Genomic DNA, 24,067 nt, shown 5'->3' on the forward strand with positions numbered 1-24,067 from the left:
CACCGCTGACCTGCTGCACGATGGGCAGCGATGATTTTTCCAAGTGTCCAGGGGCCGGTTCTACCGGCCCTTGCTACAGGTGCGATTCGATGTCCCAGCTTCCCGGTTACCCCGCCCACCCGCAGCGCTTCGAGGTCCGCCCCGGCCTGTCGATGAACTATCTCGACGAAGGCCCGCGCGATGGCGAAGTGGTGGTGATGGTGCACGGCAACCCGTCGTGGAGCTATTACTGGCGCACGCTGGTGGCCGGCCTGTCGGACACGTACCGCTGCATCGTGCCGGACCACATCGGCATGGGCCTGTCGGACAAACCCGATGACAGCCGCTACGAGTACACGCTGCAGTCGCGCGTGGACGACCTTGATGCGCTGCTGAAGCACCTGGGCATCACCGGTCCGGTGACCCTGGCCGTGCACGACTGGGGCGGCATGATCGGCTTCGGCTGGGCGCTGTCGCACCACGACCAGGTGAAGCGCCTGGTGGTGCTCAACACCGCCGCGTTCCCGATGCCGGCGGCGAAGACGATGCCGTGGCAGATCGCGCTGGGCCGGCACTGGAAGATCGGCGAGTGGATCATCCGCACCTTCAACGCGTTCTCGTCCGGCGCCTCGTGGCTGGGCGTGGAGCGGAAGATGCCGGCCGACGTGCGCCGCGCCTACGTGTCGCCGTACAACAGCTACGCCAACCGCATCAGCACCATCCGTTTCATGCAGGACATCCCGCTGTCGCCGGCCGACAAGGCCTGGTCGCTGCTGGAGCGGGCCGGCAAGGCGCTGCCGTCGTTCGCCGACCGCCCGGCCTTCCTCGGCTGGGGCCTGCGCGACTTCGTGTTCGACCACCACTTCCTGAAGGGCTTCCAGGCGGCGCTACCGCAGGCCCAGGTGCATGCCTTCGAGGATGCCGGGCATTACGTGCTGGAAGACAAGCATGAAGTGCTGGTGCCGGAAATCCGCGCGTTCCTGGACGCCAACCCGCTCTGATCGGATCCCGGTAGTGCCGGCCGCTGGCCGGCAAGCGCGCAATGCGCGCCGGGTTCATGAGGTTGCCGGCCAGCGGCCGGCACTACCACTACGCCGCGATCGGCGCCTGCGGTGACGGGCTGTTGCCGTTGTCGTCCGGGTGGTCGTCGTCGTTGCCCGCTTCGTCGCGCCAGCGCCAGTCGGCCAGGGTCAACGGATCCAGGCCGTAGGCGATGCGCGCCTTGTCGCACTGCGGGCTGGCCTTGCCGTACTCCCACGATGCATCCACCTCACGGCACACGCTGGGCCGGTTGGGGTGGATCGTGCAGCGTGAATACACGCCGATCTGCGCATCCAGCGCCACGCAGCGCACCGGCTTGGAGTGGGTGCCGCGCATGCACAGGCGATGCGGGTCCAGCACCTCGGTCAGCTGGTGCGGTACGCCGCCGGGGGTGACCTCGTCTGATTCCATCCAGTGGAAGGCCACGCGGTATTGGGTGCAGCAGGCGCCGCAGGTCATGCAGGGATGTTGCATGGGCAAGCCGCCTCGGGCGGCAGTCGGAATCAGGAACGAGGGTGCGGATTTTCCACGAAGTTGGCCGCCGCGCAAGAAATTCCGTAAGCGGCGACAATGAACGGATGAACCGACCCTGCAATATTGCCGCCCGTTTGCCTGAACTGGCGCGTGAACGGCCCGACCAGATCGCCATCCGCTGCCCGGGCCGCCGTGGCGCCGGCAACGGCATGGCCGCCTACGACGTGACCCTGGATTACCGCCAGCTGGACGCCCGCAGCGACGCCATGGCGGCTGGCCTGGCAGGCTACGGGATCGGTCGCGGGGTGCGCACGGTGGTGATGGTGCGGCCGTCGCCGGAGTTCTTCCTGTTGATGTTTGCCCTGTTCAAACTGGGTGCGGTGCCGGTGCTGGTCGACCCGGGCATCGACAAACGCGCGCTGAAGCAGTGCCTGGATGAGGCGCAGCCGGAGGCTTTCATTGGCATTCCGCTGGCACACGTGGCGCGGTTGGCGCTGCGCTGGGCGCCCTCGGCGACCCGCCTGGTCACCGTCGGCCGCCGCCTCGGCTGGGGCGGGACCACGCTGGCCGCGCTGGAGCGCGCCGGTGCCAACGGGGGGGCGATGCTGGCCGCCACCGATGGCGAGGACATGGCCGCGATCCTGTTCACCAGCGGCTCCACCGGCGTGCCCAAGGGCGTGGTCTACCGCCACCGTCATTTCGTCGGCCAGATCCAGCTGCTGGGCAGTGCCTTCGGCATGGAAGCGGGCGGCGTGGACCTGCCGACCTTCCCGCCGTTTGCCTTGTTCGACCCGGCGCTGGGCCTGACCTCGGTGATCCCGGACATGGACCCGACCCGGCCGGCACAGGCCGACCCGGCACGCCTGCACGATGCCATCCAGCGTTTCGGCGTGACCCAACTGTTTGGCTCGCCTGCGCTGATGCGGGTGCTGGCCCGTCACGGCCGGCCGTTGCCGACGGTGACCCGGGTGACCTCGGCCGGTGCGCCGGTGCCGCCGGATGTGGTCGCCACCATCCGCAGCCTGTTGCCGGCCGATGCGCAGTTCTGGACCCCGTACGGCGCCACCGAGTGCCTGCCGGTGGCGGTGGTGGAAGGCCGCGAGCTGGAGCGTACCCGCGCGGCCACCGAGGCCGGTGCCGGTACCTGCGTGGGCAGCGTGGTTGAACCGAATGAGGTGCGCATCATCGCCATCGATGACGCACCGTTGGCCGACTGGTCGCAGGCGCGCGTGCTGGCCACCGGCGAGGTGGGCGAGATCACCGTGGCCGGACCGACCGCTACCGACAGTTACTTCAACCGCCCGCAGGCCACCGCGGCGGCGAAGATCCGCGAGACGCTGGCCGATGGCAGCACGCGCGTGGTGCATCGCATGGGTGACGTAGGCTACTTCGATGCGCAGGGCCGCCTGTGGTTCTGCGGCCGCAAGACCCATCGCGTGGAAACCGCACAGGGGCCGCTGTACACCGAACAGGTGGAGCCGGTGTTCAACACCGTGCCGGGCGTGGCGCGCACGGCACTGGTTGGCGTTGGCCCGGCGGGTGCGCAGGTGCCGGTGCTGTGCGTGGAACTGCAGCGTGGCCAGAGCGACAGCCCGGCGTTGCGCGAGGCGCTGCGCGCCCAGGCCACCCTGCGATTGCCCGAGGCGAACCTGCAGCACGTACTGATGCACCCCGCGTTCCCCGTCGATATCCGTCACAACGCCAAGATCGGCCGCGAGAAGCTCGCCGTCTGGGCCAGCGCCGAACTGGAGAAGCGCGCATGAAGATCCTGGTCACCGGTGGTGGTGGTTTCCTTGGCCAGGCGCTGTGCCGTGGGCTGGTCGAACGTGGCCACCAGGTGCTGGCGTTCAACCGCAGCCACTACCCGGAACTGCAGGCCATGGGCGTGGGCCAGATCCGTGGCGATCTGGCCGATGCGCAGGCGGTGCTGCATGCAGTGGCCGGCGTCGATGCGGTGTTCCATAACGGCGCCAAGGCCGGCGCCTGGGGCAGCTATGACAGCTACCACCAGGCCAACGTGGTCGGCACCGACAACGTGATCGCCGCCTGCCGCGCGCACGGCATCAGCCGGCTGGTCTACACCTCCACGCCCAGCGTGACCCACCGCGCGACCCACCCGGTGGAAGGCCTGGGGGCTGATGAGGTGCCGTACGGCGAGGACTTCCAGGCACCGTATGCGGCGACCAAGGCGATCGCCGAACAGCGCGTGCTGGCCGCCAACGATGCGTCGCTGGCGACGGTGGCGCTGCGCCCGCGCCTGATCTGGGGCCCGGGCGACCAGCAGCTGGTGCCGCGCCTGGCCGAACGTGCGCGGCAGGGCCGCCTGCGGCTGGTCGGCGACGGCAACAACAAGGTGGATACCACTTACATCGACAATGCCGCGCTCGCGCACTTCCTCGCTTTCGAAGCATTGGCGCCGGGCGCGGCTTGTGCGGGCAAGGCCTATTTCATCTCCAACGGCGAACCGCTGCCCATGCGCGAGCTGGTCAACAAGCTGCTGTCCGCGGTGGGTGCACCAACGGTGGACAAGGCGATCAGCTTCAAGACCGCTTATCGCATCGGTGCGGTCTGCGAGCGGCTGTGGCCGCTGCTGCGCCTGCGTGGCGAGCCGCCGCTGACCCGCTTCCTGGCCGAGCAGCTGTGCACGCCGCACTGGTACAGCATGGAGCCGGCGCGCCGTGACTTCGGCTACGTGCCGCAGGTCAGCATTGAAGAAGGGCTGCGCAGGCTGAAGGCTTCATCTGCCGCATAGGTCGCCATCACTGGTTGCACACCGCCAGATCGGGAGGATGGACCCACGCCATCCAACGGCCCGGACATCTGCGAGGAGCACCATGCTGCATTACGCCGTTATTTTCTTCGTCATCGCCATCATCGCTGCCGTGCTCGGCTTCTCCGGCATCGCCGGTGCAGCCAGCAACATCGCCTGGATCCTGTTCGTTGTGTTCCTGGTACTGGCAGTGATTTCGATGTTCCGCAAGCGCGGCTAGAAGACCGCTGGGTAGTGCCGGCCGCTGGCCGGCACTGTTCTTTCCGGTGGGTGCCGACCGTTGGTCGGCACGCCATCGTCTGGTAGGTGCCTACCTTGGTTGGCACGCCTTTTGTAGAGTCGAGCATCGCTCGACTCTACAGAGACACACAGCGCCTCTACACGGCGCTATGCAATCCGCGATCGGCTTCATGGCGCTCCAGCGCCAGTTCGATCAGGCGCGTGATCAGCGTGGTGTAGTCCACACCGCTGGCGCCCCACAGCTTCGGGTACATGCTGATGCGGGTGAAGCCCGGCAGCGTGTTGACCTCGTTGATGACGATCTCGCCGTCTGCGGTGAGGAACACATCCACGCGCGCCATGCCCGCACACTCCAGCGCCTGGTAGGCCCGCAGCGCGATCTGCTGGATACGCGCCTGGGTTGCAGCATCGATATCCGCCGGCACCACCACCTCGGCGCCATCCTCGTTGATGTACTTGGTGTCGTAGGCGTAGAACTCGTCGTGCACCACCACCTCGCCGCACAGGCTGGCCTGCGGCTGTTCGTTGCCCAGCACCGCGCACTCGATCTCACGGCCGGCCACCGCCGATTCGACCAGCACCTTGTGGTCATAGCGCAGCGCCAATGCAAGTGCCGCGGCGAAGCCCGCCGCATCCTTGACCTTGCTCACACCCACCGACGAACCCTGGTTGGCCGGCTTCACGAACAGCGGCAGGCCGAGCTGCGCGATCACCGCATCGACATCGACGTCAGGGGCCTGGTGACGCCGGATGCACAGCCACGGCGCCACCTGCAGGCCAGCGTCGCGCAGCAGGCGCTTGGTCACGTCCTTGTCCATCGCCACCGCCGAGCCCAGTATCGGCGAACCGACGAAAGGCAGGTTGGCCATGCGCAGCAGCCCCTGCAGCGCACCGTCCTCGCCCAGCGGCCCGTGCACGATCGGCAGTACCACATCGATCTGGCCCAGCGCGCTGGCCGCATCGGAGGGCTGCAGCTGTGCCTGTTCCACACCCGGGCGCACCGCCAGCGACGTGCCGGACCGATGCAGCGCGATGCGCGACGGATCATCGGCGTTGATCAGGAAGGTATCCGGCTGGCTCAGATGCCATTGGCCCTGCTTGTCGATACCGACCAGCACCGGCTCGAAGCGCTCGCGATCAAGCGCATCGAGGATGTTCTTCGCCGACTGCAGCGAAACTTCGTGCTCGGAAGACTTGCCCCCGAAAATGATGCCAACCCGGGTCCGTGCCATGGGGAATGCGATGTCCTGTGCGTTGCGTGGCCCCATAGCATGAACCTTCATCGGCCCACCGCGTGAGGCACAGATGAACCAGAAATCCATCCATGCATGGCGTGGATCTACCGTCCTCATGGCCCATCAACAGGGGTCGGAGCCCGTTGCGCAACAACGGGATCCAACCCCACGGACGACAGGAAACTGTCGAAGGCGGGGTGGGTCCGGTTGTGGGGGCGTGAGCCGCATGGATGCGGCGACCGAGCTTACATGGACGTACTTGCAGCGTCCCCCGCAACCGGACCCACCCCGCCATCCCACGGATAGCCAGCTTTTGATGTTGATCTTGCCGGCCAGCGGCCGGCACTACCACGGGTGCCGGGCGGCAGCCCGGCCCAAGCCCCCCACCCACGCAGGTAGAATGCGCACATGGCTCTCTCCCTGCTCAAGTCCCTCAAGCCGGTCGCTGGCCGCGCCCTGCAGATCGCCCTGAACCGCGCGCTGGCGCTGGATCCGGATACCCGCCATGCACTGGCCAGCCTCGACGGCCGGCACATCGACCTGACCCTGGAAGCGCCGTCGCTGGCCATGCGCATCAGCGTCGACGGTGATGCACTGCGGGTCGGCCCGGTGGACGCACAGGAAGCCGACCTGGCCGTGCGCAGCAGCCTGGCCGGCGTGCTGGCGCAGCTGCCGCTGCTGGCCAACGCACGGCGCGGCGACAACAACGGCAAGGGTCGCGTGCGCGTGGCCGGTGATGCCGAACTGGCGCGTCGCCTGCAGCAGCTCGCCAAGGGCTTCGATCCTGACTGGCAGCAGCCCTTCGTCAGCGTGTTCGGCGAGGTGCTGGGCGTGCAGGTGGCCAACACCCTGCGCGGTGCCCTTCAGCATGCGCGCCAGGGCGCGATCGACCTGGCCCACAGCGCCGCCGAGTTCATCACCGAGGAATCGCGCGACGTGGTGCCGCGTGCCGAGCTGGATGCCTTCCACGACGATGTGGACGTGCTGCGCGACGACGTCGAACGCCTCGGTGCACGCGTGCAGCGTCTGCGGGGTGCCGCATGAAGGCCGTGCTGCGTGCCAGCCGCATCGGCCGGGTGATCCTGCGTTACCGCCTCGACGACCTGTTGCAGGGCACTCCCGCCGAGCGCTGGCTGCGCCTGGCCAAGCCGTTCGTGCCGCGCGCCTCGGCCGACATCGCCGCTCAGTCGCGCGGTGCACGCCTGCGTCTGGCGCTGCAGGATCTGGGCCCGATCTTCGTCAAGTTCGGCCAGATCCTGTCCACCCGCCGCGACCTGGTGCCGCCGGATGTGGCCAATGAACTGACCCTGCTGCAGGACCGGGTCAAGCCGTTCGATGGTGAGACCGCGCGTCGCATCGTCGAGGAAGCGCTGGGCCTGCCGGTCAGCGAAGCCTTCGCCAGCTTCGATACCGAACCGCTGGCCTCGGCCTCGATCGCGCAGGTGCACGCGGCGACGCTGGCCGATGGCCGCCAGGTGGTGGTCAAGGTGCTGCGCCCGGGCATCGAGAAGCAGATCGACGCCGATATCGCGTTGCTCAATTCGCTGGCTGCCCTGGTCGAGCGCACCCACCCGCGCGCCGACAAGATCCGCCCGCGCGAAGTGGTGGCCGAAGTCGAGAACACCCTGGCTGCCGAGCTGGACCTGCAGCGCGAAGGCGCCAATGCCAGCGTGCTGCGCCGCTTCTGGGAAAACAGCGACGATCTGTACGTGCCGGAAGTGATCTGGAGCCACACCGCCGAGCGGGCACTGACCCTGGAACGCGTGTGGGGCATCCCGTCCGATGACATCGCCGCACTGGACAAGGCCGGCATCGACCGCAAGGCGCTGGCCGCCAAGGGCGTGCGGGTGTTCTACACCCAGGTGTTCCGCGACAACTTCTTCCACGCCGATGCGCACGCCGGCAACATCTGGGTCGACACCGATCCGGCGCGCCGCGCCAACCCGCGTTTCATCGCGCTGGACTTCGGCATCATGGGCCAGCTCTCGCAGGAAGATCAGTACTACCTGGCCGAGAACTTCATGGCCATCTTCAACCGCGATTACCGCCGCATCGCCGAACTGCACGTGCAGGCGCGCTGGATGCCGGACAACGTGCGCATCGATGACCTCGAAGCCGCCGTGCGTTCGGTGTGCGAGCCGTACTTCACCCGGCCGCTGTCGCAGATCTCGCTGGCCGAAGTGCTGATGAAGCTGTTCCGCGTGGCCCAGCGTTACCAGCTGACCCTGCAGCCGCAGCTGATCCTGCTGCAGAAGACCCTGCTGAACATCGAAGGCGTCGGCCGCCAGCTCGACCCGCAGATCGACATCTGGGCGGTGGCCAAGCCGGTGCTGGCGAAGATCCTGCGCGAGCGTTACAGCCCGCGCCGGGTGGTACGCGAGATCGGCAAGCGCCTGCCGGAAATCATGACCCATGCGCCGGACATGCCGCGCCTGGTGCACGCCTGGCTGACCCAGCAGGTGGAAGGCCGCCACGAACTGTCGATGCGTTCGCGCGACCTGGCCGCACTGGATGCCAGCGTGCAGCGCCTGCAGAAGCATGCGGTCGGCGCGATCACCGGTGTCGGCCTGCTGGCCATCGCTGCACTGATGTATGTGCTGCAGCCGCCGGGCTGGTACTGGGGCGACGTGCCGGCGTGGAGCTGGCTGTCCGGTGCGGTCGGCGCAGTGGCGCTGCTGCGCGCGTGGTGGAAGTAGGCCCCATGCTGCAGGCACTCAAGGACGAACTGATCCGCTTCGGCGCCGACAACGACGCACGCGAAAGCGAGCGCGGCCGACGCATGCTCAACATCACGCCCGACACCGGTGAATTCCTGTCGGTGCTGGTGCGCTTCGGCAACGCTCGCCGGGTGCTGGAAATCGGTACGTCCAACGGCTATTCCACGCTGTGGCTGGCCGAGGCAGCCACAGCCATCGACGGCCACGTGACCACGCTGGAGTACGCCGACGACAAGGTGGCGATGGCGCGAGCCACGTTTGCACGGAGTGGCCTGGGTGATCGCATCAGCCTGGTCCATGGCGATGCCGGGCTCTGGCTGGCGCAGGCCGCCGATGCCTGCATCGACCTGCTGTTCCTCGATTCGGACCGCGGGCAGTACGCCGGCTGGTGGCCGCAGCTGCGTCGCGTGCTGCGCCCGGGTGGCCTGCTGGTGGTGGACAACGCCACCTCGCATGCGGAAGAGATGCAACCGCTGCGCGTGCTGCTGGACGCTGATCCGGACTTCAGCACCAGCCTGGTGCCGGTGGGCAACGGCGAGCTGTTGGCCGTGCGCAGCGCCTGACCGCTCTAAAGGTAGGTGCCAACCTTGGTTGGCACGCGGTTGCCGGCCGCTGGCCGGCAACCGCAGCCATCCGATTGCCCGGAGGCAGCCGGCCAGCGGCCGGCTCTACCCCATTCAGTGCCCAGCCCCGATAATCCTGCCGTGAGCACCGAACCCAATACCCTCGCCGCGGTCGAGACCGACACCGCGCCCCTGCAGCTGCTGCACCTGGATGAGCGCCTGGCCGTGGTCAACAAGCCTGCCGGGCTGATGGTCCACGACAGCAAGCTGGCCCGTGGCGAAGACGACTTCCTGGCCGACCGCCTGCGCGAGCAGCTGGGCCGCCCGATCTTCCTCGTGCATCGCCTGGACCGGGCCACCAGTGGCTGCCTGCTGCTGGCCTTCGACCGCGATACCGCCAGTGCGCTGGGCAAGGCCCTGATGGGCGGCGAAGTGCTGAAGGACTACCTGACGGTCTGCCGGGGCTGGCCGGCCGAGCTCACCTGGCAGGTCGATCATGATCTGGACGGCGGCCCGGGCAAGCCGGTGAAAAAGCCGGCGATCACCGACTTCCAGCGCCTGGCCACCGGCGAGCTGTCGGTGCCGGTCGGTGAATTCACCAGCTCGCGCTACGCACTGCTGCGCTGCCAGCCGCAGACCGGACGCTTCCGGCAGATCCGCCGGCACCTCAAGCACCTCTCGCATCACATGATCGGCGACACCAGCCACGGCGATGGCCGCCACAACCGCATCTTCCGCATGCAGGGCGTGCACCGCATGCTGCTGCACGCCGAGCGCCTGCGCTTCCCGCATCCGGACGGTGGCACGGTGGACGTGCGTGCGCCGTTGGACGGCGGGTTCCAGAAGGCGCTGGACCTGTTCGGCTGGCAGGTGGATACCGATTGACGGTAGTGCCGGCCGCTGGCCGGCATCTGCGCGATTCCAGATGTAATGGGGAGCCGGCCAGCGGCCGGCACTACCTCATTTCTTTTCCGGCTCGTTGACGATCGCTTCCAGATCCTTCTGCAGGTCCGCGAACAGCGGCTGCATGCGCGCCTGGATTGCCACCATCACGTTCTGCATCAGCGCCGGGGTCTTGTCCAGCAGGCTCTGGCCGGCCGCGCTCTCGTAGAACTCGGCCATCGCCAGCACGTCTTCCTTGCTGAAGGTCTTTTTGTACAGGTCCACGTACATCGGCCGCAGCTGCTGCCAGGACAGGGCCTGGCGCAGGGTCTGGCTGGTCCGTGCCTGGATCCGCTTCAGCTGTTCCTGCTGCTGGGCATTGAGCTGGCGCTGTGCGGCTACCTGCTGGAACTGCTGCTGCTGCATCGCCTCGATCTGCGGCAGCATGGTGTCGATCATGCTCTGCGCACGTGACGCCGACAGCAGGCGGTTGATGTCGCCATCGGTCGGCGGCGCGGCCAGGGCCGGAACGCTCGCCACGGCCAGCGCCAGCAGCAGGGCGGCGCGGCGCAGCAGGGACGGCAGGGCGGGTGCGGTGCGGGTCATGCGGGCTTCCTGCAGTACATGGGACGGCCAGCATACCCGCAGCCAAGGCGAAGGCGGCGTGTTCGGTACCTGATCGGCGGCATACGGCGCGCGATGCCGCACTCCGGTGCGTGGCTGCCGCTACAATGCGCGGATGGGCAGTGGACCGGTCACCATCAGCGCGCAGCTTGAAATCCCCGACGGCGAGATCGTCGAGCGGTTCGTGCGTGCCAGTGGCGCCGGTGGCCAGAACGTCAACAAGGTCTCCACTGCGGTGGAACTACGTTTCGATGTGGCCAACTCGCCCTCGTTGCCTGAACCGTTGCGCGCGCGCCTGCTGGCGCGGCGTGACCGGCGCATGACCGGCGAAGGCGTGCTGGTCATCGACGCGCAACGTTTCCGGACCCAGGATCGCAATCGCGAGGATGCGCGCGATCGGCTGGCGGCCTTCATCCAGGCCGGGCTGAGCGTGCCCAAGCCGCGCAAGGCCACCAAGCCGACCCTCGGGTCGAAACTGCGTCGTCTGGACGCCAAACGCGGGCGCGCGCAGATCAAGCGCGGGCGCTCATCACGTGACTGGGAGTGATTGCTTGAACAACCCGACTTCGTTGCTGCCGGCCGTGCCGCCGCAGATGCCGCAGGTCAAACCCAACGCCTTCCTGCGCTGGCTGGCGCGCTGCACCCTGCGCATGGGCGGCTGGAAGGTGACCGGTACCCTGCCTGACATCCCCAGGCTGGTCTTCATCATCGCCCCGCATTCGTCCAACTGGGACGGCCTGTGGGGCATGGCCGCGAAGATCGCGCTGGGCATGAAGGTGAAGGTGCTGGGCAAGGCATCGCTGTTCTGGTGGCCGCTCGGCCCGCTGCTGCACAAGCTGGGCGTGATCCCGCTCGATCGCAGCTCGCCGCAGGGCACGGTGGGCCAGGCGGTGGATCTGCTGCGCAACAACGAGAAGATGTGGTTCGCCATCACGCCCGAGGGCACCCGCAAGGCCGTGAAGGACTGGAAGGCCGGCTTCCTGAAGATCGCGCGGATGGCCGACGTGCCGATCCTGGCCGCGTATTTCCACTACCCGGAAAAGACCATCGGCATCGGCCCGCTGTTCACGCCGACCGGCGATGACGCCGCCGACATGGCCGCCATCCGCGAGTTCTACCGGCCTTGGATCGGCAAGACCCGCGGTACGGTCTGAGCCGGCCGCAGGCCGCCGCATAGACGCCACGTCCGGCACATGCCGGGCGAGCGCGACAGGAGTAGGGTGGAGGGCTGGTATCCCGTACCGTCTGCCCAAGGAGTGTTTTACATGTCGCGTACCGTAGTCCTGGCCGCCGCCATCAGCCTGGCGCTGGCGGCCTGTTCCGGCAAGGAGTCCACCCCCGTGTCCGATGCCCAGAAAGCCCCGGCCCAGCAGCCGGCCGAAGCCTCCACCAATCCGCTGCTGAGCGCCAGCACGCTGCCGTTCCAGGCGCCGCAGTTCGACAAGATCAAGGACAGCGACTACCTGCCGGCGTTCGAAGAAGGCATGCGCCAGCACCTGGCCGACGTGCGCAAGATCGCTGACAGCAGCGAGCCGGCCACCTTCGACAACACCATCGTGGCGATGGAGCGCAGCGGCGAGACGCTGAACCGCGTGTCGCGCATCTTCTTCGGCCTGGTCCAGGCCGATACCAACGATGCGCGCCAGAAGATCCAGGAAGACGTGGCGCCGAAGCTGGCCGCGCACCAGGACGAGATCAACCTCGATCCGAAGCTGTTCGCGCGCGTGAAGTCGCTGTACGACCAGCGTGACACGCTGGAGCTGGACCCGGTGCAGAAGCGCCTGGTCGAGCACTACTACGACGGCCTGGTGCGCGCCGGTGCGCAGCTGTCCGATGCCGACAAGGCGAGCCTGCGCAAGCTCAACGTGGAAGAGACCACCCTTTCCACCCAGTTCCATACCCGCCTGGTGGCCGCCACCGCCGCTGCGGCCGTCGTTGTCGACGACAAGGCCAAGCTGGCCGGCCTGGACGAGGACGCGATCAACAACGCCGCCAACGCCGCCAAGGACCGCAAGCTGGATGGCAAGTTCCTGCTGCCGCTGCAGAACACCACCCAGCAGCCGGTGCTCGGCTCGCTGAGCGACCGCGACCAGCGTGCCGCCGTGCTGAAGGCTTCGGAAACCCGCGCCGAGCGTGGCGATGCCAACGACACCCGGCAGACCGTGCAGCGCCTGGCCCAGCTGCGTGCGCAGAAGGCCAAGCTGCTCGGCTTTGACACCTTCGCCGACTACCAGCTGGGCGACCAGATGGCCAAGACCCCGGCCGCCGCGCTCAAGCTGCTGACCGACACCGTGCCGGCCGCCACCGCCAAGGCGCGCGCCGAGGCCGGCGAGATCCAGAAGGTGATCGACGCGCAGAAGGGTGGTTTCCAAGTCGCTGCCTCGGACTGGGACTTCTACGCCGAGCAGGTGCGCAAGGCCAAGTACGATCTGGACGAGTCGCAGATCAAGCCGTACTTCGAACTGGACAACGTGCTGCAGAACGGCGTCTTCTACGCCGCCACCCAGCTGTACGGCATCACCTTCAAGCCGCGTACCGACATTCCGACCTACAACCCGGACATGAAGGTGTACGAAGTGTTCGACAAGGACGGCACCTCGCTGGCCCTGTTCTACACCGACTACTTCAAGCGTGACAGCAAGTCCGGCGGTGCCTGGATGGACGTGTTCGTCGAACAGGACGGCCTGACCGGTGCCAAGCCGGTGGTCTACAACGTCTGCAACTTCACCAAGCCGGCCGCCGGCCAGCCTGCGCTGATCAGCTTCGACGACGTCACCACCATGTTCCATGAGTTCGGCCATGCGCTGCACGGCATGTTCTCGAACGTGAAGTACCCGTCGATCGCGGGCACCGCCACCTCGCGCGACTTCGTCGAGTTCCCGTCGCAGTTCAACGAGCACTGGGCACTGGATCCGAAGGTGTTCGCCAACTACGCCAAGCACTACAAGACCGGCGAGGCGATGCCGCAGGAACTGGTCGACAAGATCCTCAAGGCACGCAGCTTCAACCAGGGCTACGCGACTACCGAGTACCTGTCGGCCGCACTGCTGGACCTGGCCTGGCATACGCAGAAGGCCGATGCGCCGCTGCAGGATGTCGGCGCCTTTGAAGCCAGCGCGCTGAAGAAGTTCAAGGTCGACCTGCCGCAGGTGCCGCCGCGCTACCGCACCACCTACTTCGACCACATCTGGGGTGGCGGTTACTCGGCCGGTTACTACGCCTACTTCTGGGCCGAGGTGCTGGACCATGACGCCTACCAGTGGTTCACCGAACACGGTGGCCTGACGGCGGCCAACGGCCAGGAGTTCCGCGACAAGATCCTCTCGCGCGGCAACAGCGTGGAGCTGTCGACCCTGTACCGCGATTTCCGCGGCAAGGACCCGTCGGTGGAACCGCTGCTGAAGTTCCGCGGGCTGAAATAAGAAAGCGAAAACGGCGGGGGCAACCCCGCCGTTTTTCTTTGTGTAGCGTCGAGCTTGCTCGACTCCTTTCTCGGTGCCCGATACGCGTCCTCAGCATCTTTGGCGGTGGGAATGCAATCAAATAGCGTGTTTAAGAATTTCTTCAGCTGCAACCAGGACATACCCCGGACGGGTCTTGATCTCTTTCGAATGATTTGAATCTGGCGCGGGCATGCTATGGATGAGGCCCAGAGTCCCAAGGAGTCCGCCGAGTGCCGTGGTGGGGCCTTCCGTTGCGAGGCATACGGCTGAGACACAGAGTCCAAGGATTCCGGTTGCACTGCGTTTCAGTGACGCAGAACGAGAAGTAGCGATCTCCAACTCCGCGCGTGCTGTTGCAGCTTGCTCACGCAGTTCGGCGACGGTGTCCACCCAGGCTAACGGGTTCAATGAGGATGGCGTGCTTGTCAGTCGTCTTGCGAGAAATTCTCGCAATGAAGGTAGTGCAGCGCTTGCAGCAGACCTCAGCTCCAACGTCTGTTTTATGGAAAGGCCAGAAACCCAAGGAAGATTGGCGGCTCTTTCAGCAGAAAATGCTTGCAGATTCCAAGATTCTTCAGATCGTCTGTCATCTGATATGAGGGCCGATATGCCCGCCGGCGAATTTGAGAACACGCTTCCTCCGATGCTGCTAGCGCTTTGCGCATCGAAGAATGTCGTCCTAATGCAATCTTTTAGTGATTCTCTAATAATTTGTTCATCGGGAACTCCATTTATCCTATGGGCATCTAAGTGTATGAGTACGCCGGGGCTATAGACTTGAGTGAAATCAAGTGTTGCTGTTTCTCCGCTTCTATCGATCTTGAGCGATGAATAAATTTCGCGTAGGACTTGATCGGTGAGGATGTCGATGCGCTCTTCAAATGGCTTCGCGCAACTCAAACAGAATTGATGGAGAGGGGTTGAGAATTTTAGAATTCCAGCCTCGATCAATGGCTGAATCTTCTTAAGGACCATCACGTCCACTAAGAGTGGAAAAATGTCGTTGTTCGTCGGTCTTGATTTTAGGGAATTTATTTCGTCGAAGAACGAGTCGCCCACAATGACTTCGTCTGCCATTAGGGCAATGCTACGAGCTATTTGAGAAGCGTAGCCAATCCTGCACGGTGGTGCTTGGCAGGCGCCCATGCCGCCAAAGAGGTCGAGGCCTCCACTGAGCACTGCCTTGAATCCGTCAGAAGTACTGACTTTCGATGCCACTGGCGTGGACGTTGATTGATCCTTGAGCTCTCGAGTCATGCCCTTGAGCTTCCGCATTGCTGCCCGACTATCAGAGAAGTCGAATTTCTCGTTCAAGAGGACGGCGATGTGGGCAGGAAGTCCATCTGAAGCATCTATCATTCCTTTGCTCCCAACCTTGTTGTTGATTCCAATCTTGCCAAAATACTGATCTTCATTCCGCTACGAATTCGTACCCCGTTGCATCGCCAACCTGACGTTGTCGAGATAGGCAGCGCCAAAGGCACTCGGGTTGCACGACTCGGCGAAAGGCGTTACGCACCTTTTACGCCCCGCGCCATCGCCCACCATCGCACCTTTACGGCTTGCACGCGCATCGTGTGCCTACCGCGCCGCAGGGCGCTTTATGCAAGGTGGTGTATGACCCTCCTGGTGATCCGGCACGCGCCGTCGTCGGCGCCGCGCCCGCAGCTTCCGCTAGAACTGTGTGGCCACCGCGTGCTGTGCAACGACTGCGCCAGCCTGTCCGATGTGCGCCAGTGCCTGTGCCAGGCCCAGGCCGATGACTGGGTGCTGCTGGACGTGGGCGTGGCCGACGATGCGCAGTGGCAGGCCGAGGGCGGTGCGCTGCAGGCAGCGCTGGAGCGCATGCCTGCAGCGTACATCGAACTGCAGGCCCCGCACGAACCCGGCCTGGAAGCGCGTCTGCGCCTGCAGCACGGCCCGGCCGCCGTGGTAGTCGACCAGCGCAGCCAGCAGACCGGGTACCCGCTGTCGCTGGCCATCGTCGGCCGTCGCCTGGCGCAGGGGGGCTGAGCCATGTCGATCTTCATCATCCGCGGCCCGGAAGCGGCCGGCACGCTCATCCGCACGGCCATGCCGCTGCCTGCGCCGGTACTGAAATCGCTGGTGCACCGCGCGATCGACGCCGGCACCAGCGTGGCCATCCGCGCCTGTGGTTCGGAACAGGAGCTGCTGGATGCCCTGCGCGTGGCCGACCACAGCCGCGGCGAAGTGACCCTGCTCGACCCCGGTGCCTGTGCGGGCAGCCTGCGCCTGCAGCGTCTGCTGCCGTACCTGCACAACGCCTACGTGGAAGTGCACGACGACGGCGCTGTCGCCGAACCCTGCCTGCCGGCCGGCGTCGGCCAGCGCCTGGGCATCGCCGCCGGGTACGGCGCGCAGAGCTACGTGCTGGCGCTGGACATCGCCCTGGACCACCTTGGCCTGGGCGAGCACGCCAACCGCGTGCACGTCGGCACCTGAACGCGATCGGTAGCGGCGGGCCATGCCCGGCGGATTGCCGGAACCACCGCGCTGCGCGCTCGCCGGGCATGCCCCGGCGCTACCGGGAACCTCCTGCGCCTGCATGTGGTCTGATACCGCTACCACCTACCCGGAGCCTGTCATGGATGCTGTTGCCCGCCCTCCCTTTTCCGAACGCGCGCTGGCCTGGCTGAAGAAGGAAGCATTGCCGCTGCTGGTGATGCTCGGCCTGCTCGCCGCCTCCCGCGATACCCTCGCCAACCACTACGTGGTACCCAGCGGCTCGATGCAGCCGACCCTGCAGCCCGGCGACCGGGTGGTGGTGGACATGCGCGCCTATGGCCTGCGCCTGCCGTTCACCGGCAAGGAACTGATGCCCACCGGTGTTCCGCAGCGCGGTGAAGTGGCGGTGTTCGATTCACCGGCCGACGGCACCCGCCTGATCAAGCGCGTGGCGGCGGTGGCCGGTGACCATGTGCAGATGCGCGAGGGCCATCTGAGCATCAACGGCCAGCCGCTGCAGATCGCCGACCTGCAGGACGTGGAAGCCTTCGGCGACCGCCGTGCCCGCCTCGACCTGGACATGGGCGGCGGCCCGGACATCGCCGATCTGGTGGTGCCTGCCGGCAAGGTGCTGGTACTGGGTGACCACCGCGGCAACAGCTTCGACGGTCGCTTCTTCGGCTTCGTTGACGCCGACAAGCTCTACGGCCGCGCCGTGGCGGTGTACTACCGCCGGGGTGCCGGCTTCGAATGGCAGCGCCTGTAAGCTGAATTGATACTTTTAGTGTATCAATCCTGACCTATCAGGTTATGGATCGACTGGATCGACGGGCCTAGTCTGAGGCCCGTTCCCTCCCACGCTTGGCCGCCCCACCGGCCCATCGATCCCATGACTGGCGAAACCGTGGTGGCCGTTGAAGGCCGCCCCTCCACCGTCGATTCCATCGCCGAGACCCGCATCCAGCAGGGCACACCGGCCTTCCGCCGCACCGCGCTCGCGTTGTTCCTGGCCGGTTTCTCCACCTTCGGCCTGCTCTACACGGTGCAGCCGCTGCTGCCGGAGTTCAGCCGTCATTTCGGCGTGTCCGCCGCCGGCAGCGCGATGTCGCTGTCGTTGACCACCGGCACGCTGGCGGTGGCGATGCTGCTGGCCGGCCTGCTCTCCGATGCGGTTGGCCGCCGCCCGATGATGATCGCCGCGCTGCTGGCCTCGGCCACGCTGTCGCTGTGCACGGCGCTGGTGGATGACTGGACCACGCTGCTGGTGCTGCGCACGCTGCTCGGCCTGGCGTTGAGCGGCGTGCCGGCAGTGGCGATGACCTACCTTGTCGAGGAAATGGACAGCCGCGCGCTGGGCCTGGCGATGGGCCTGTACATCGGCGGCAACGCCATCGGTGGCATGAGCGGGCGCCTGCTGGCCGGCATCATCGCCGACCATTGGGGCTGGCGATGGGGCATCGGCGTGGTTTCGATCATCGCCATCGCCAGTACCGTGCTGTTGTGGCTGCAGCTGCCACCGTCGCGGCACTTCCATGCACGTCGCGGCGGCCTGCGCCAATTGCCGTCGCGCTGGCGCACGCTGTTCGCCGACCCGGGCCTGCCGTGGCTGTTCGCCACCTCGTTCGTGCTGATGGGCGTGTTCGTCACCCTCTACAACTACCTCGGGTATCACCTGCTGGCGCCGCCGTACCACCTCAGCCAGACCGTGGTGGGGCTGATCTTCAGCGTGTACCTGGTAGGCACCTTCAGTTCGGCGTGGATGGGCCAGCAGGCGACGCGTTACGGGCGCGGGCGCATCCTGTCGATCTCGTTCGCACTGATTGGTGCCGGCATCGCGCTGTTGGCGATGCCGTGGCTGAGCACGATGGCACTCGGTATCGCGCTGGTGACGTTCGGCTTCTTCGGCGGTCACTCCGTGGCCAGCAGCTGGGTCGGCAGCCGCGCCGGTGCGATGCGCGCCGAAGCCTCGGCGCTGTACCTGTTCGCCTACTACCTGGGTTCGAGCGTGCTCGGTGGTGTGGGTGGCCTGGCCTATGCAGCGTGGGACTGGCTGGGTGTGTGCCTGTTCGCCGCCGTACTGACCCTGATCGGCGGTGGCATCGTCTGGGCACTGCAGCAGCGCGCGCCGCAGCCGGTGACGGCGTGAACCTGCTCTGGTAGATGCCGACCTTGGTCGGCGCTGTGGCCGTGGGCCAACCAAGGTTGGCCGCTACCGGGTGGGTTGCATCTCACCCTTCCGCGAACGCCTCACGCAACAGCCCGGCGAAGTTGCGGATCAGCGGCGTCACACCCTCGCGGTGCCACGCCAGCTGCACTTCCGAATGCGCCCCGGCATCGGCCAGCGCCACGAAGCGCGCGCCTTCCACCCGGATGTGATCACAGGACGACGGCAGGATCGCCGCACCCAGGCCAGCAGCGGCCAGACTGATCAGCGTCGATGCCTCACCGGCTTCCTGCACGATGCGCGGAGTGAACCCGGCAGCCGCACACAGCGCGATCATGTGGTCGTGGATGCCGGCACCGGCACTGCGGCGGAACGCCACGAACGGTTCCTGCGCGAAGTCGCGCAGCGACAACGTGCCCTGCTTCGACAGTCTGCGCAGGGCAGGATGGTCGGCATGCACGATCAACGCCAGCGGATCAACGAACAGGCTGTGCGCCACCAGTTCCGGCGGCAACGCGCGCTTGCGGATGATGCCCACGTCCAGGCTGCCATCGAGCAGTGCATCGATCTGCTGCAGGGTGTTCATCTCGCTCAGCTGCAGCCGCACCTGCGGATAGCGTTGGCGGTACTGCAGGATTGAACGCGGAATCTGCGGCGACAGCGGCGTGGCGCGGGTCAATCCGATGCGCAGCTCACCCTGCTCACCGCGCTGCGCGCGCTGCACCTCGTCCACCGCCGTTTCCACCTGCTGCACGATGGCGCGTGCACGTTCCTGCAGCAGCTCACCGGCAGGCGTCAGCTGCACACGACGATGGCTGCGCACGAACAGGCGCGCACCGATCAGATCTTCCAGCTGGCGGATCTGCTGGCTGAGCGGCGGCTGCGACATACCCAGCCGCTCCGCCGCCTGTCCGAAGTGCAGCGTATCGGCAACGGCAAGGAAGTAACGCAGATGGCGGAGTTCGATGGACATGGGGCCAGTTTATTCATCGCCAGCCGGAAATGGGGTCAGAGCCCGTTGCGCAGCAACGGGATCCGACCCCGACAGATCGCGGCCAACTGTCGAAGGCGGGGTGGGTCCGGTTGCGGGGGCGTGAGCCGCATGGATGCGGCGACCGAGCTTACATGGACGTACTTGCAGCGCCCCCCGCAACCGGACCCACCCCGCCATCTCACGGAAGTCCGGCTTTTGACGTTGCAGTTGCCGTTGCTTCGGCAGGTGCAGGGCGCAGCCCTGCCGAACACCCCTCACCGCTCGGAATGCCCGCTCTGGTCGTAGTCGCGCGGACTGAACAACTCCGGCTGGATCAGCTCCACAAACGCCCGCGCCTGCGCCGACAGCGCCTTGCCACGCCGCACGATCACCCCGTAACTGCGTTCCGGGAACCAGCGCTTCATCGACCGCGCCGCCAGCCGCTCGCGGTCGGCCTCGTTCAGGCACAGCGCCGGCACGATGGAAATACCCATGCCCATCGCCACGTACTGCTTGATCACCTCCCAGCCGCCCACCTCCAGCGCCACGGTGTAGGCGATGCGGTGGCGCTGGAAGACCTGGTCCACCAGGCGGTAGGTGATCTGCCGCTTCGGCGGCAGCACCAGCGGATAGCGCGCGATGTCGGCCAGTTCCAGCTCGCCGCCACTGGCCAGCGGATGGTCGTGCGGCGCGATCAGCACCTGCTCGAAGCGGTAGGCCGGGGCGTAGCTGAGGTCGGCCGGCACGTCTGTCATCGAACCGATCGCCAGGTCGGCGGCGTCCTCGCGCAGCAGGTCGGTGCCATCGGCGCTGATCGCGTTGTGCAGGGTCAGGCGCACGTCCGGATGATGCAGGCGGAAGCGTTCGACGATCTTCGGCAGCAGGTAGAGGATGGTCGAGCTGTTGGCGGCGATGTTCAGCTCGCCCGCGTCCAGGCCGCGCACCTTGTCGCGGAACCGCGCCTCCAGCCCGTCCAGGTTCTCCACCAGCGGCTGTGCCATTTCGTACAGCAGCTGGCCCTCGCGGCTGGGCACCAGGCGGCGCCCGCTGCGCTCGAACAACGGCACCCCCAGTTCACGCTCCAGCGCCTGCAGCTGCAGGCTGATGGCCGGCTGGCTGACGAAAAGTGCCTCAGCCGCCCGTGAGACCGAGCCCAGGCGCACGGTCTGGCAGAACGCGCGCAATGGCTTCAGCCGGTCGGATTTGTAGGAAAAACGCGGACTTGGCGGGGGGCGTGTGGTCATCGCGTCACAAGTATTAGCACAATTTATGTAGAACATTGCAAAAACTGTTTTGCCAAATACTCGGCCCCGGCGGCACCGTGGAGGCGTTCCCCCACTGCTGGAGTCGCCCCATGTCCGCCGTCGCTTCCGCTGTTCCCACCCCCGCCAGCAAGGCCACCCCCGGCATCGCCCTGGCGACCCGCGTGGCCGGCCAGGACACCCTGCTGCCGGCGCCGCTGCTGGCCCTGCTGGTGTCGCTGCACCGTGCGGTGGAACCGGGCCGGCAGGCACGGCTGCAGGCACGCCGCGAGCGCCAGGCATTCTTCGACCAGGGCGGCCTGCCGGACTTCCGCGGAGACACCACCGCGATCCGCAGCGGCGACTGGCGCGTTGCGCCGCTGCCGACCGCGCTGCAGGACCGCCGCGTCGAGATCACCGGCCCGACCGACCCGAAGATGGTCATCAATGCGCTGAACTCCGGCGCCAAGGTGTTCATGGCCGACTTCGAGGATTCGACCTCGCCGACCTGGCGCAACCTGCTGGCCGGCCAGCAGTCGCTGGCCGCCGCGGTGCGTGGCGATCTCGAGTACACCGCACCGGCATCCAACGGGAAGGCCGGCAAGCACTACACCTTGCGCCCGTTCGACGAACAGGCGGTGCTGATCGTGCGCCCGCGCGGCTGGCACCTGGACGAGAAGCACGTGCGCATCGATGGCCAGTTCATCGCTGGTGGCCTGTTCGATGCGGCGGTGTTCGCCTTCCATAATGCCCGCACCCTGCAGGCGAAGGATCGTGGCCCGTACTTCTACCTGCCCAAGCTGCAGAGCATGGAAGAGGCAGCGCTGTGGGAAACCGCGCTGTCGCACATCGAGGGCATGCTCGGCCTGCCGCACGGCCAGATCAAGGTGACGGTACTGATCGAAACGCTGCCGGCGGTGTTCGAGATGGACGAGATCCTGCACGCGCTGCGTGACCGCATCGTCGGCCTGAACTGCGGGCGCTGGGACTACATCTTTTCGTACCTGAAGACCTTCCGCCGCCACGCCGACCGCGTGCTGCCCGAACGCGGCCAGGTGACCATGACCCAGCCGTTCCTGAAGGCGTATTCGGAGCTGCTGATCCAGACCTGCCATCGCCGTGGTGCGCATGCGATGGGCGGCATGGCCGCGCAGATTCCGATCAACAACGATGCCGCTGCCAACGAGCAGGCGATGGCCCGTGTGCGCGCCGACAAGCTGCGCGAAGTGACCGCCGGCCACGACGGCACCTGGGTCGCGCATCCGGCATTGATTCCGGTGGCGATGGCGATCTTCGACGAACACATGCCCGGTGCGAACCAGCACAGCGTGCTGCGCCAGGATGTGCGCGTCGGCCGCGACGAACTGATCGCACGGCCGCCCGGCACCATCACCCGCGCCGGCTTCGAAGGCAACGTGGAAGTCTGCGTGCGCTACCTGGCGGCGTGGCTGGATGGCAACGGCTGCGTGCCGATCCACCACCTGATGGAGGACGCGGCCACCGCCGAGATCAGCCGCAGCCAGCTGTGGCAGTGGCTGCACACGCCGGGCCAGCAGCTGGACGATGGCACTGCGATCGACCTGGCGCTGCTGGATTCCACCCTGTCGCAGCTGCCGGCACGGCTGGGCGATACCACCGCGCTGCCCGGTGGCGCACGCATCGGCGAGGCCATCACCCTGCTCGGCGAACTGAGCCGCAGCGACGAACTGACCGATTTCCTGACCCTGCCGGCCTACGCGCGCATCGACTGACCGACTGCCCGCAAACCCGCCGTTTCCCTCCCCGCTGCACGCACGAACCGAACTGGAGAAAGACATGAGCAAGCTGCCCACTGCCGAACAGATCCAGCACGACTGGGATACCAACCCGCGTTGGGAAGGCATCCAGCGCAACTACAGCGCTGCCGACGTGGTGCGCCTGCGCGGCACCGTCCACATCGAGCATTCGCTGGCCCGCCTGGGTGCAGAGAAGCTGTGGGCATCGCTGCATGAGCGCGAGTTCGTCAACGCGCTGGGTGCATTGACCGGCAACCAGGCCATGCAGCAGGTCAAGGCCGGGCTGAAGGCGATCTACCTGTCTGGCTGGCAGGTGGCGGCCGACGCCAACCTGGCCGGGCAGATGTACCCGGACCAGTCGCTGTACCCGGCCGATTCGGTGCCGGCGGTAGTCAAGCGCATCAACAACACGCTGCTGCGCGCCGACCAGCTGCACCACGCCGAAGGCAAGGACGACATCGACTTCCTGCAGCCGATCGTGGCCGATGCCGAAGCCGGTTTCGGCGGCGTGCTCAATGCGTTCGAACTGATGAAGGCGATGATCGAGGCCGGTGCCGCTGGCGTGCATTTCGAAGACCAGCTGGCCTCGGTGAAGAAATGTGGCCACATGGGCGGCAAGGTGCTGGTGCCGACCCGCGAGGCGATCGAGAAGCTCAACGCTGCGCGCCTGGCCGCCGACGTGCTGGGCGTGCCGACCCTGCTGGTGGCACGTACCGATGCCGAAGCCGCGGATCTGCTGACCAGCGACATCGATGGCAACGACAAGCCGTTCGCCACCGGCGAGCGTACCGTGGAAGGCTTCTACAAGACCCGCAACGGCCTGGACCAGGCGATCAGCCGTGGCCTGGCCTATGCGCCCTACGCCGACCTGGTGTGGTGCGAGACCGGCAAGCCGGACCTGGAGTTCGCGCGCAAGTTCGCCGAGGCGATCCATGCGAAGTTCCCGGGCAAGCTGCTGGCCTACAACTGCTCGCCCAGCTTCAACTGGAAGAAGAACCTGGACGACGCCACCATCGCCAAGTTCCAGCGCGAGCTGGGCAGCTACGGCTACAAGTTCCAGTTCATCACCCTGGCCGGCTTCCATGCATTGAACTACGGCATGTTCAATCTGGCCCACGGCTATGCACGCCGCCAGATGAGCGCGTTCGTGGAACTGCAGGAAGCCGAGTTTGAAGCGGCCGAGCGCGGCTTCACTGCGGTCAAGCATCAGCGTGAGGTTGGCACCGGCTACTTCGATGCGGTGACCCAGGCGATCCAGCAAGGCCAGTCCTCGACCACCGCATTGACCGGTTCGACCGAGGAAGAGCAGTTCCACGGCGGGCGCAGCGAACGCGCGGCGTGATGCGGTAGTGCCGGCCGCTGGCCGGCAACCGCGTGATCCTTCGGGCACCACAGGGAAGCCGGCCAGCGGCCGGCGCTACCGAAGCTTCGGAATCCGATCAGGGTGGCCAGGGAAGGGCCAGACAACGCCGGCCGGTCG

At 66.5% G+C, this 24,067-nt stretch carries 23 protein-coding genes; 17 read left to right on the top strand and 6 right to left on the bottom strand.

The genetic code is table 11. From position 1 onward, the window contains the following. The first annotated feature begins 89 nt into the window (after positions 1-89). Complete coding sequence (locus MG068_RS00770) at positions 90-980, top strand: alpha/beta fold hydrolase (RefSeq protein ID WP_132808776.1); 891 nt, start codon at positions 90-92, stop codon at positions 978-980. An 88-nt stretch (positions 981-1,068) separates the two neighbouring features. On the opposite strand, the gene MG068_RS00775 is transcribed toward MG068_RS00770, so the two are convergent. Continuing rightward, complete coding sequence (locus tag MG068_RS00775; RefSeq protein ID WP_004135417.1) at positions 1,069-1,494, bottom strand: YkgJ family cysteine cluster protein; 426 nt, start codon at positions 1,492-1,494, stop codon at positions 1,069-1,071. 104 nt (positions 1,495-1,598) lie between these two features. Between MG068_RS00775 and oleC the strand changes: the two genes are divergently transcribed. From oleC to MG068_RS00790, 3 genes are all read left to right on the top strand, one after another. After that, positions 1,599-3,257 (top strand): olefin beta-lactone synthetase, encoded by a 1,659-nt coding sequence (gene oleC, locus MG068_RS00780; protein WP_049421105.1) that lies wholly within the window; start codon positions 1,599-1,601, stop codon positions 3,255-3,257. Next, entirely contained in the window at positions 3,254-4,246 is a 993-nt protein-coding gene (gene oleD / locus MG068_RS00785; RefSeq protein ID WP_032130147.1) for a 2-alkyl-3-oxoalkanoate reductase, read from the top strand. The genes oleC and oleD overlap by 4 nt, the downstream gene beginning before the upstream one ends. 82 nt (positions 4,247-4,328) lie before the next feature. Beyond that, complete coding sequence (locus tag MG068_RS00790; RefSeq protein WP_004153593.1) at positions 4,329-4,484, top strand: DUF1328 domain-containing protein; 156 nt, start codon at positions 4,329-4,331, stop codon at positions 4,482-4,484. A gap of 157 nt (positions 4,485-4,641) precedes the next feature. On the opposite strand, the gene ddlA is transcribed toward MG068_RS00790, so the two are convergent. Then, on the bottom strand, positions 4,642-5,736 hold the full coding sequence (gene ddlA, locus MG068_RS00795) for a D-alanine--D-alanine ligase (protein ID WP_132808778.1): 1,095 nt from the start codon (positions 5,734-5,736) through the stop codon (positions 4,642-4,644). A gap of 411 nt (positions 5,737-6,147) precedes the next feature. Here ddlA and MG068_RS00805 point away from each other — a divergent pair, with 411 nt between their 5' ends. From MG068_RS00805 to MG068_RS00820, 4 genes are all read left to right on the top strand, one after another. Further along, the gene (locus tag MG068_RS00805; RefSeq protein ID WP_132808782.1) at positions 6,148-6,783 is read left to right on the top strand and encodes a ubiquinone biosynthesis accessory factor UbiJ; all 636 of its coding nucleotides are present in this window, start codon (positions 6,148-6,150) and stop codon (positions 6,781-6,783) included. Then, positions 6,780-8,435 (top strand): ubiquinone biosynthesis regulatory protein kinase UbiB, encoded by a 1,656-nt coding sequence (gene ubiB, locus MG068_RS00810; protein WP_110710728.1) that lies wholly within the window; start codon positions 6,780-6,782, stop codon positions 8,433-8,435. The genes MG068_RS00805 and ubiB overlap by 4 nt, the downstream gene beginning before the upstream one ends. A 5-nt stretch (positions 8,436-8,440) precedes the next feature. Next, positions 8,441-9,019, top strand: a complete 579-nt coding sequence (locus MG068_RS00815) for an O-methyltransferase (RefSeq protein ID WP_132808784.1) — start codon at positions 8,441-8,443, stop codon at positions 9,017-9,019. Positions 9,020-9,136: 117 nt separating this feature from the next. Further along, positions 9,137-9,904 carry a pseudouridine synthase gene (locus MG068_RS00820; RefSeq protein ID WP_489686037.1) on the top strand — a complete coding sequence of 256 codons (768 nt, stop codon included), beginning with the start codon at positions 9,137-9,139 and terminating at the stop codon, positions 9,902-9,904. Between the two features lie 75 nt (positions 9,905-9,979). Here the strand turns inward: MG068_RS00820 and MG068_RS00825 are convergent, their stop codons facing one another. Continuing rightward, entirely contained in the window at positions 9,980-10,507 is a 528-nt protein-coding gene (locus MG068_RS00825) for a DUF2059 domain-containing protein (protein ID WP_010487093.1), read from the bottom strand. Between the two features lie 133 nt (positions 10,508-10,640). On the opposite strand from MG068_RS00825, the gene arfB reads away from it, so the two are divergent. From arfB to dcp, 3 genes are all read left to right on the top strand, one after another. Continuing rightward, the gene (gene arfB / locus MG068_RS00830) at positions 10,641-11,072 is read left to right on the top strand and encodes an alternative ribosome rescue aminoacyl-tRNA hydrolase ArfB (RefSeq protein WP_032130467.1); all 432 of its coding nucleotides are present in this window, start codon (positions 10,641-10,643) and stop codon (positions 11,070-11,072) included. Between the two features lie 46 nt (positions 11,073-11,118). Then, a complete protein-coding gene (locus MG068_RS00835) occupies positions 11,119-11,679 on the top strand; it encodes a lysophospholipid acyltransferase family protein (protein ID WP_223276957.1) in 561 nt (186 codons plus the stop codon). A gap of 111 nt (positions 11,680-11,790) precedes the next feature. Continuing rightward, positions 11,791-13,947, top strand: a complete 2,157-nt coding sequence (gene dcp / locus MG068_RS00840; RefSeq protein ID WP_032130469.1) for a peptidyl-dipeptidase Dcp — start codon at positions 11,791-11,793, stop codon at positions 13,945-13,947. A gap of 117 nt (positions 13,948-14,064) precedes the next feature. Here the strand turns inward: dcp and MG068_RS00845 are convergent, their stop codons facing one another. Beyond that, complete coding sequence (locus MG068_RS00845; protein WP_132808788.1) at positions 14,065-15,327, bottom strand: hypothetical protein; 1,263 nt, start codon at positions 15,325-15,327, stop codon at positions 14,065-14,067. Between the two features lie 258 nt (positions 15,328-15,585). On the opposite strand from MG068_RS00845, the gene MG068_RS00850 reads away from it, so the two are divergent. From MG068_RS00850 to MG068_RS00865, 4 genes are all read left to right on the top strand, one after another. Beyond that, entirely contained in the window at positions 15,586-15,981 is a 396-nt protein-coding gene (locus MG068_RS00850; protein ID WP_132808790.1) for a hypothetical protein, read from the top strand. Between the two features lie 3 nt (positions 15,982-15,984). Next, positions 15,985-16,431: a 3-dehydroquinate dehydratase gene (locus MG068_RS00855; RefSeq protein ID WP_132808792.1), complete on the top strand. Its 447-nt coding sequence runs from the start codon at positions 15,985-15,987 to the stop codon at positions 16,429-16,431. A gap of 142 nt (positions 16,432-16,573) precedes the next feature. Then, positions 16,574-17,200: a signal peptidase I gene (lepB, locus tag MG068_RS00860; protein WP_132808794.1), complete on the top strand. Its 627-nt coding sequence runs from the start codon at positions 16,574-16,576 to the stop codon at positions 17,198-17,200. 123 nt (positions 17,201-17,323) lie between these two features. Continuing rightward, positions 17,324-18,580, top strand: coding sequence for an MFS transporter (locus MG068_RS00865; protein WP_132808796.1), 1,257 nt, complete (start codon positions 17,324-17,326; stop codon positions 18,578-18,580). An 82-nt stretch (positions 18,581-18,662) separates the two neighbouring features. Here MG068_RS00865 and MG068_RS00870 read toward each other — a convergent pair whose 3' ends face one another. Beyond that, positions 18,663-19,571 (bottom strand): LysR family transcriptional regulator, encoded by a 909-nt coding sequence (locus MG068_RS00870; RefSeq protein ID WP_049461669.1) that lies wholly within the window; start codon positions 19,569-19,571, stop codon positions 18,663-18,665. A 275-nt stretch (positions 19,572-19,846) separates the two neighbouring features. Continuing rightward, entirely contained in the window at positions 19,847-20,815 is a 969-nt protein-coding gene (locus tag MG068_RS00875) for a LysR family transcriptional regulator (protein ID WP_132808798.1), read from the bottom strand. 110 nt (positions 20,816-20,925) lie between these two features. On the opposite strand from MG068_RS00875, the gene aceB reads away from it, so the two are divergent. Together aceB and aceA are read left to right on the top strand one after the other, a co-directional pair. Next, positions 20,926-22,563 carry a malate synthase A gene (aceB, locus tag MG068_RS00880; protein WP_132808800.1) on the top strand — a complete coding sequence of 546 codons (1,638 nt, stop codon included), beginning with the start codon at positions 20,926-20,928 and terminating at the stop codon, positions 22,561-22,563. A gap of 64 nt (positions 22,564-22,627) precedes the next feature. Continuing rightward, a complete protein-coding gene (aceA, locus tag MG068_RS00885; protein ID WP_004153647.1) occupies positions 22,628-23,929 on the top strand; it encodes an isocitrate lyase in 1,302 nt (433 codons plus the stop codon). The last annotated feature ends 138 nt before the right edge of the window (positions 23,930-24,067 follow it).

It is taken from the genome of Stenotrophomonas sp. ASS1 (assembly GCF_004346925.1).
Taxonomy (GTDB): domain Bacteria; phylum Pseudomonadota; class Gammaproteobacteria; order Xanthomonadales; family Xanthomonadaceae; genus Stenotrophomonas; species Stenotrophomonas maltophilia_A.

Bases quoted from the DNA above. Each gene is read 5' to 3' on its own strand.
- MG068_RS00770 (WP_132808776.1), top strand. From the start codon at position 90: ATGTCCCAGCTTCCCGGTTACCCCGCCCACCCGCAGCGCTTCGAGGTC.
- MG068_RS00775 (WP_004135417.1), bottom strand. From the start codon at position 1,494: ATGCAACATCCCTGCATGACCTGCGGCGCCTGCTGCACCCAATACCGC.
- oleC (WP_049421105.1), top strand. From the start codon at position 1,599: ATGAACCGACCCTGCAATATTGCCGCCCGTTTGCCTGAACTGGCGCGT.
- oleD (WP_032130147.1), top strand. From the start codon at position 3,254: ATGAAGATCCTGGTCACCGGTGGTGGTGGTTTCCTTGGCCAGGCGCTG.
- MG068_RS00790 (WP_004153593.1), top strand. From the start codon at position 4,329: ATGCTGCATTACGCCGTTATTTTCTTCGTCATCGCCATCATCGCTGCC.
- ddlA (WP_132808778.1), bottom strand. From the start codon at position 5,736: ATGGCACGGACCCGGGTTGGCATCATTTTCGGGGGCAAGTCTTCCGAG.
- MG068_RS00805 (WP_132808782.1), top strand. From the start codon at position 6,148: ATGGCTCTCTCCCTGCTCAAGTCCCTCAAGCCGGTCGCTGGCCGCGCC.
- ubiB (WP_110710728.1), top strand. From the start codon at position 6,780: ATGAAGGCCGTGCTGCGTGCCAGCCGCATCGGCCGGGTGATCCTGCGT.
- MG068_RS00815 (WP_132808784.1), top strand. From the start codon at position 8,441: ATGCTGCAGGCACTCAAGGACGAACTGATCCGCTTCGGCGCCGACAAC.
- MG068_RS00825 (WP_010487093.1), bottom strand. From the start codon at position 10,507: ATGACCCGCACCGCACCCGCCCTGCCGTCCCTGCTGCGCCGCGCCGCC.
- arfB (WP_032130467.1), top strand. From the start codon at position 10,641: ATGGGCAGTGGACCGGTCACCATCAGCGCGCAGCTTGAAATCCCCGAC.
- MG068_RS00835 (WP_223276957.1), top strand. From the start codon at position 11,119: ATGCCGCAGGTCAAACCCAACGCCTTCCTGCGCTGGCTGGCGCGCTGC.
- dcp (WP_032130469.1), top strand. From the start codon at position 11,791: ATGTCGCGTACCGTAGTCCTGGCCGCCGCCATCAGCCTGGCGCTGGCG.
- MG068_RS00845 (WP_132808788.1), bottom strand. From the start codon at position 15,327: ATGATAGATGCTTCAGATGGACTTCCTGCCCACATCGCCGTCCTCTTG.
- MG068_RS00850 (WP_132808790.1), top strand. From the start codon at position 15,586: ATGACCCTCCTGGTGATCCGGCACGCGCCGTCGTCGGCGCCGCGCCCG.
- MG068_RS00855 (WP_132808792.1), top strand. From the start codon at position 15,985: ATGTCGATCTTCATCATCCGCGGCCCGGAAGCGGCCGGCACGCTCATC.
- lepB (WP_132808794.1), top strand. From the start codon at position 16,574: ATGGATGCTGTTGCCCGCCCTCCCTTTTCCGAACGCGCGCTGGCCTGG.
- MG068_RS00865 (WP_132808796.1), top strand. From the start codon at position 17,324: ATGACTGGCGAAACCGTGGTGGCCGTTGAAGGCCGCCCCTCCACCGTC.
- MG068_RS00870 (WP_049461669.1), bottom strand. From the start codon at position 19,571: ATGTCCATCGAACTCCGCCATCTGCGTTACTTCCTTGCCGTTGCCGAT.
- MG068_RS00875 (WP_132808798.1), bottom strand. From the start codon at position 20,815: ATGACCACACGCCCCCCGCCAAGTCCGCGTTTTTCCTACAAATCCGAC.
- aceB (WP_132808800.1), top strand. From the start codon at position 20,926: ATGTCCGCCGTCGCTTCCGCTGTTCCCACCCCCGCCAGCAAGGCCACC.
- aceA (WP_004153647.1), top strand. From the start codon at position 22,628: ATGAGCAAGCTGCCCACTGCCGAACAGATCCAGCACGACTGGGATACC.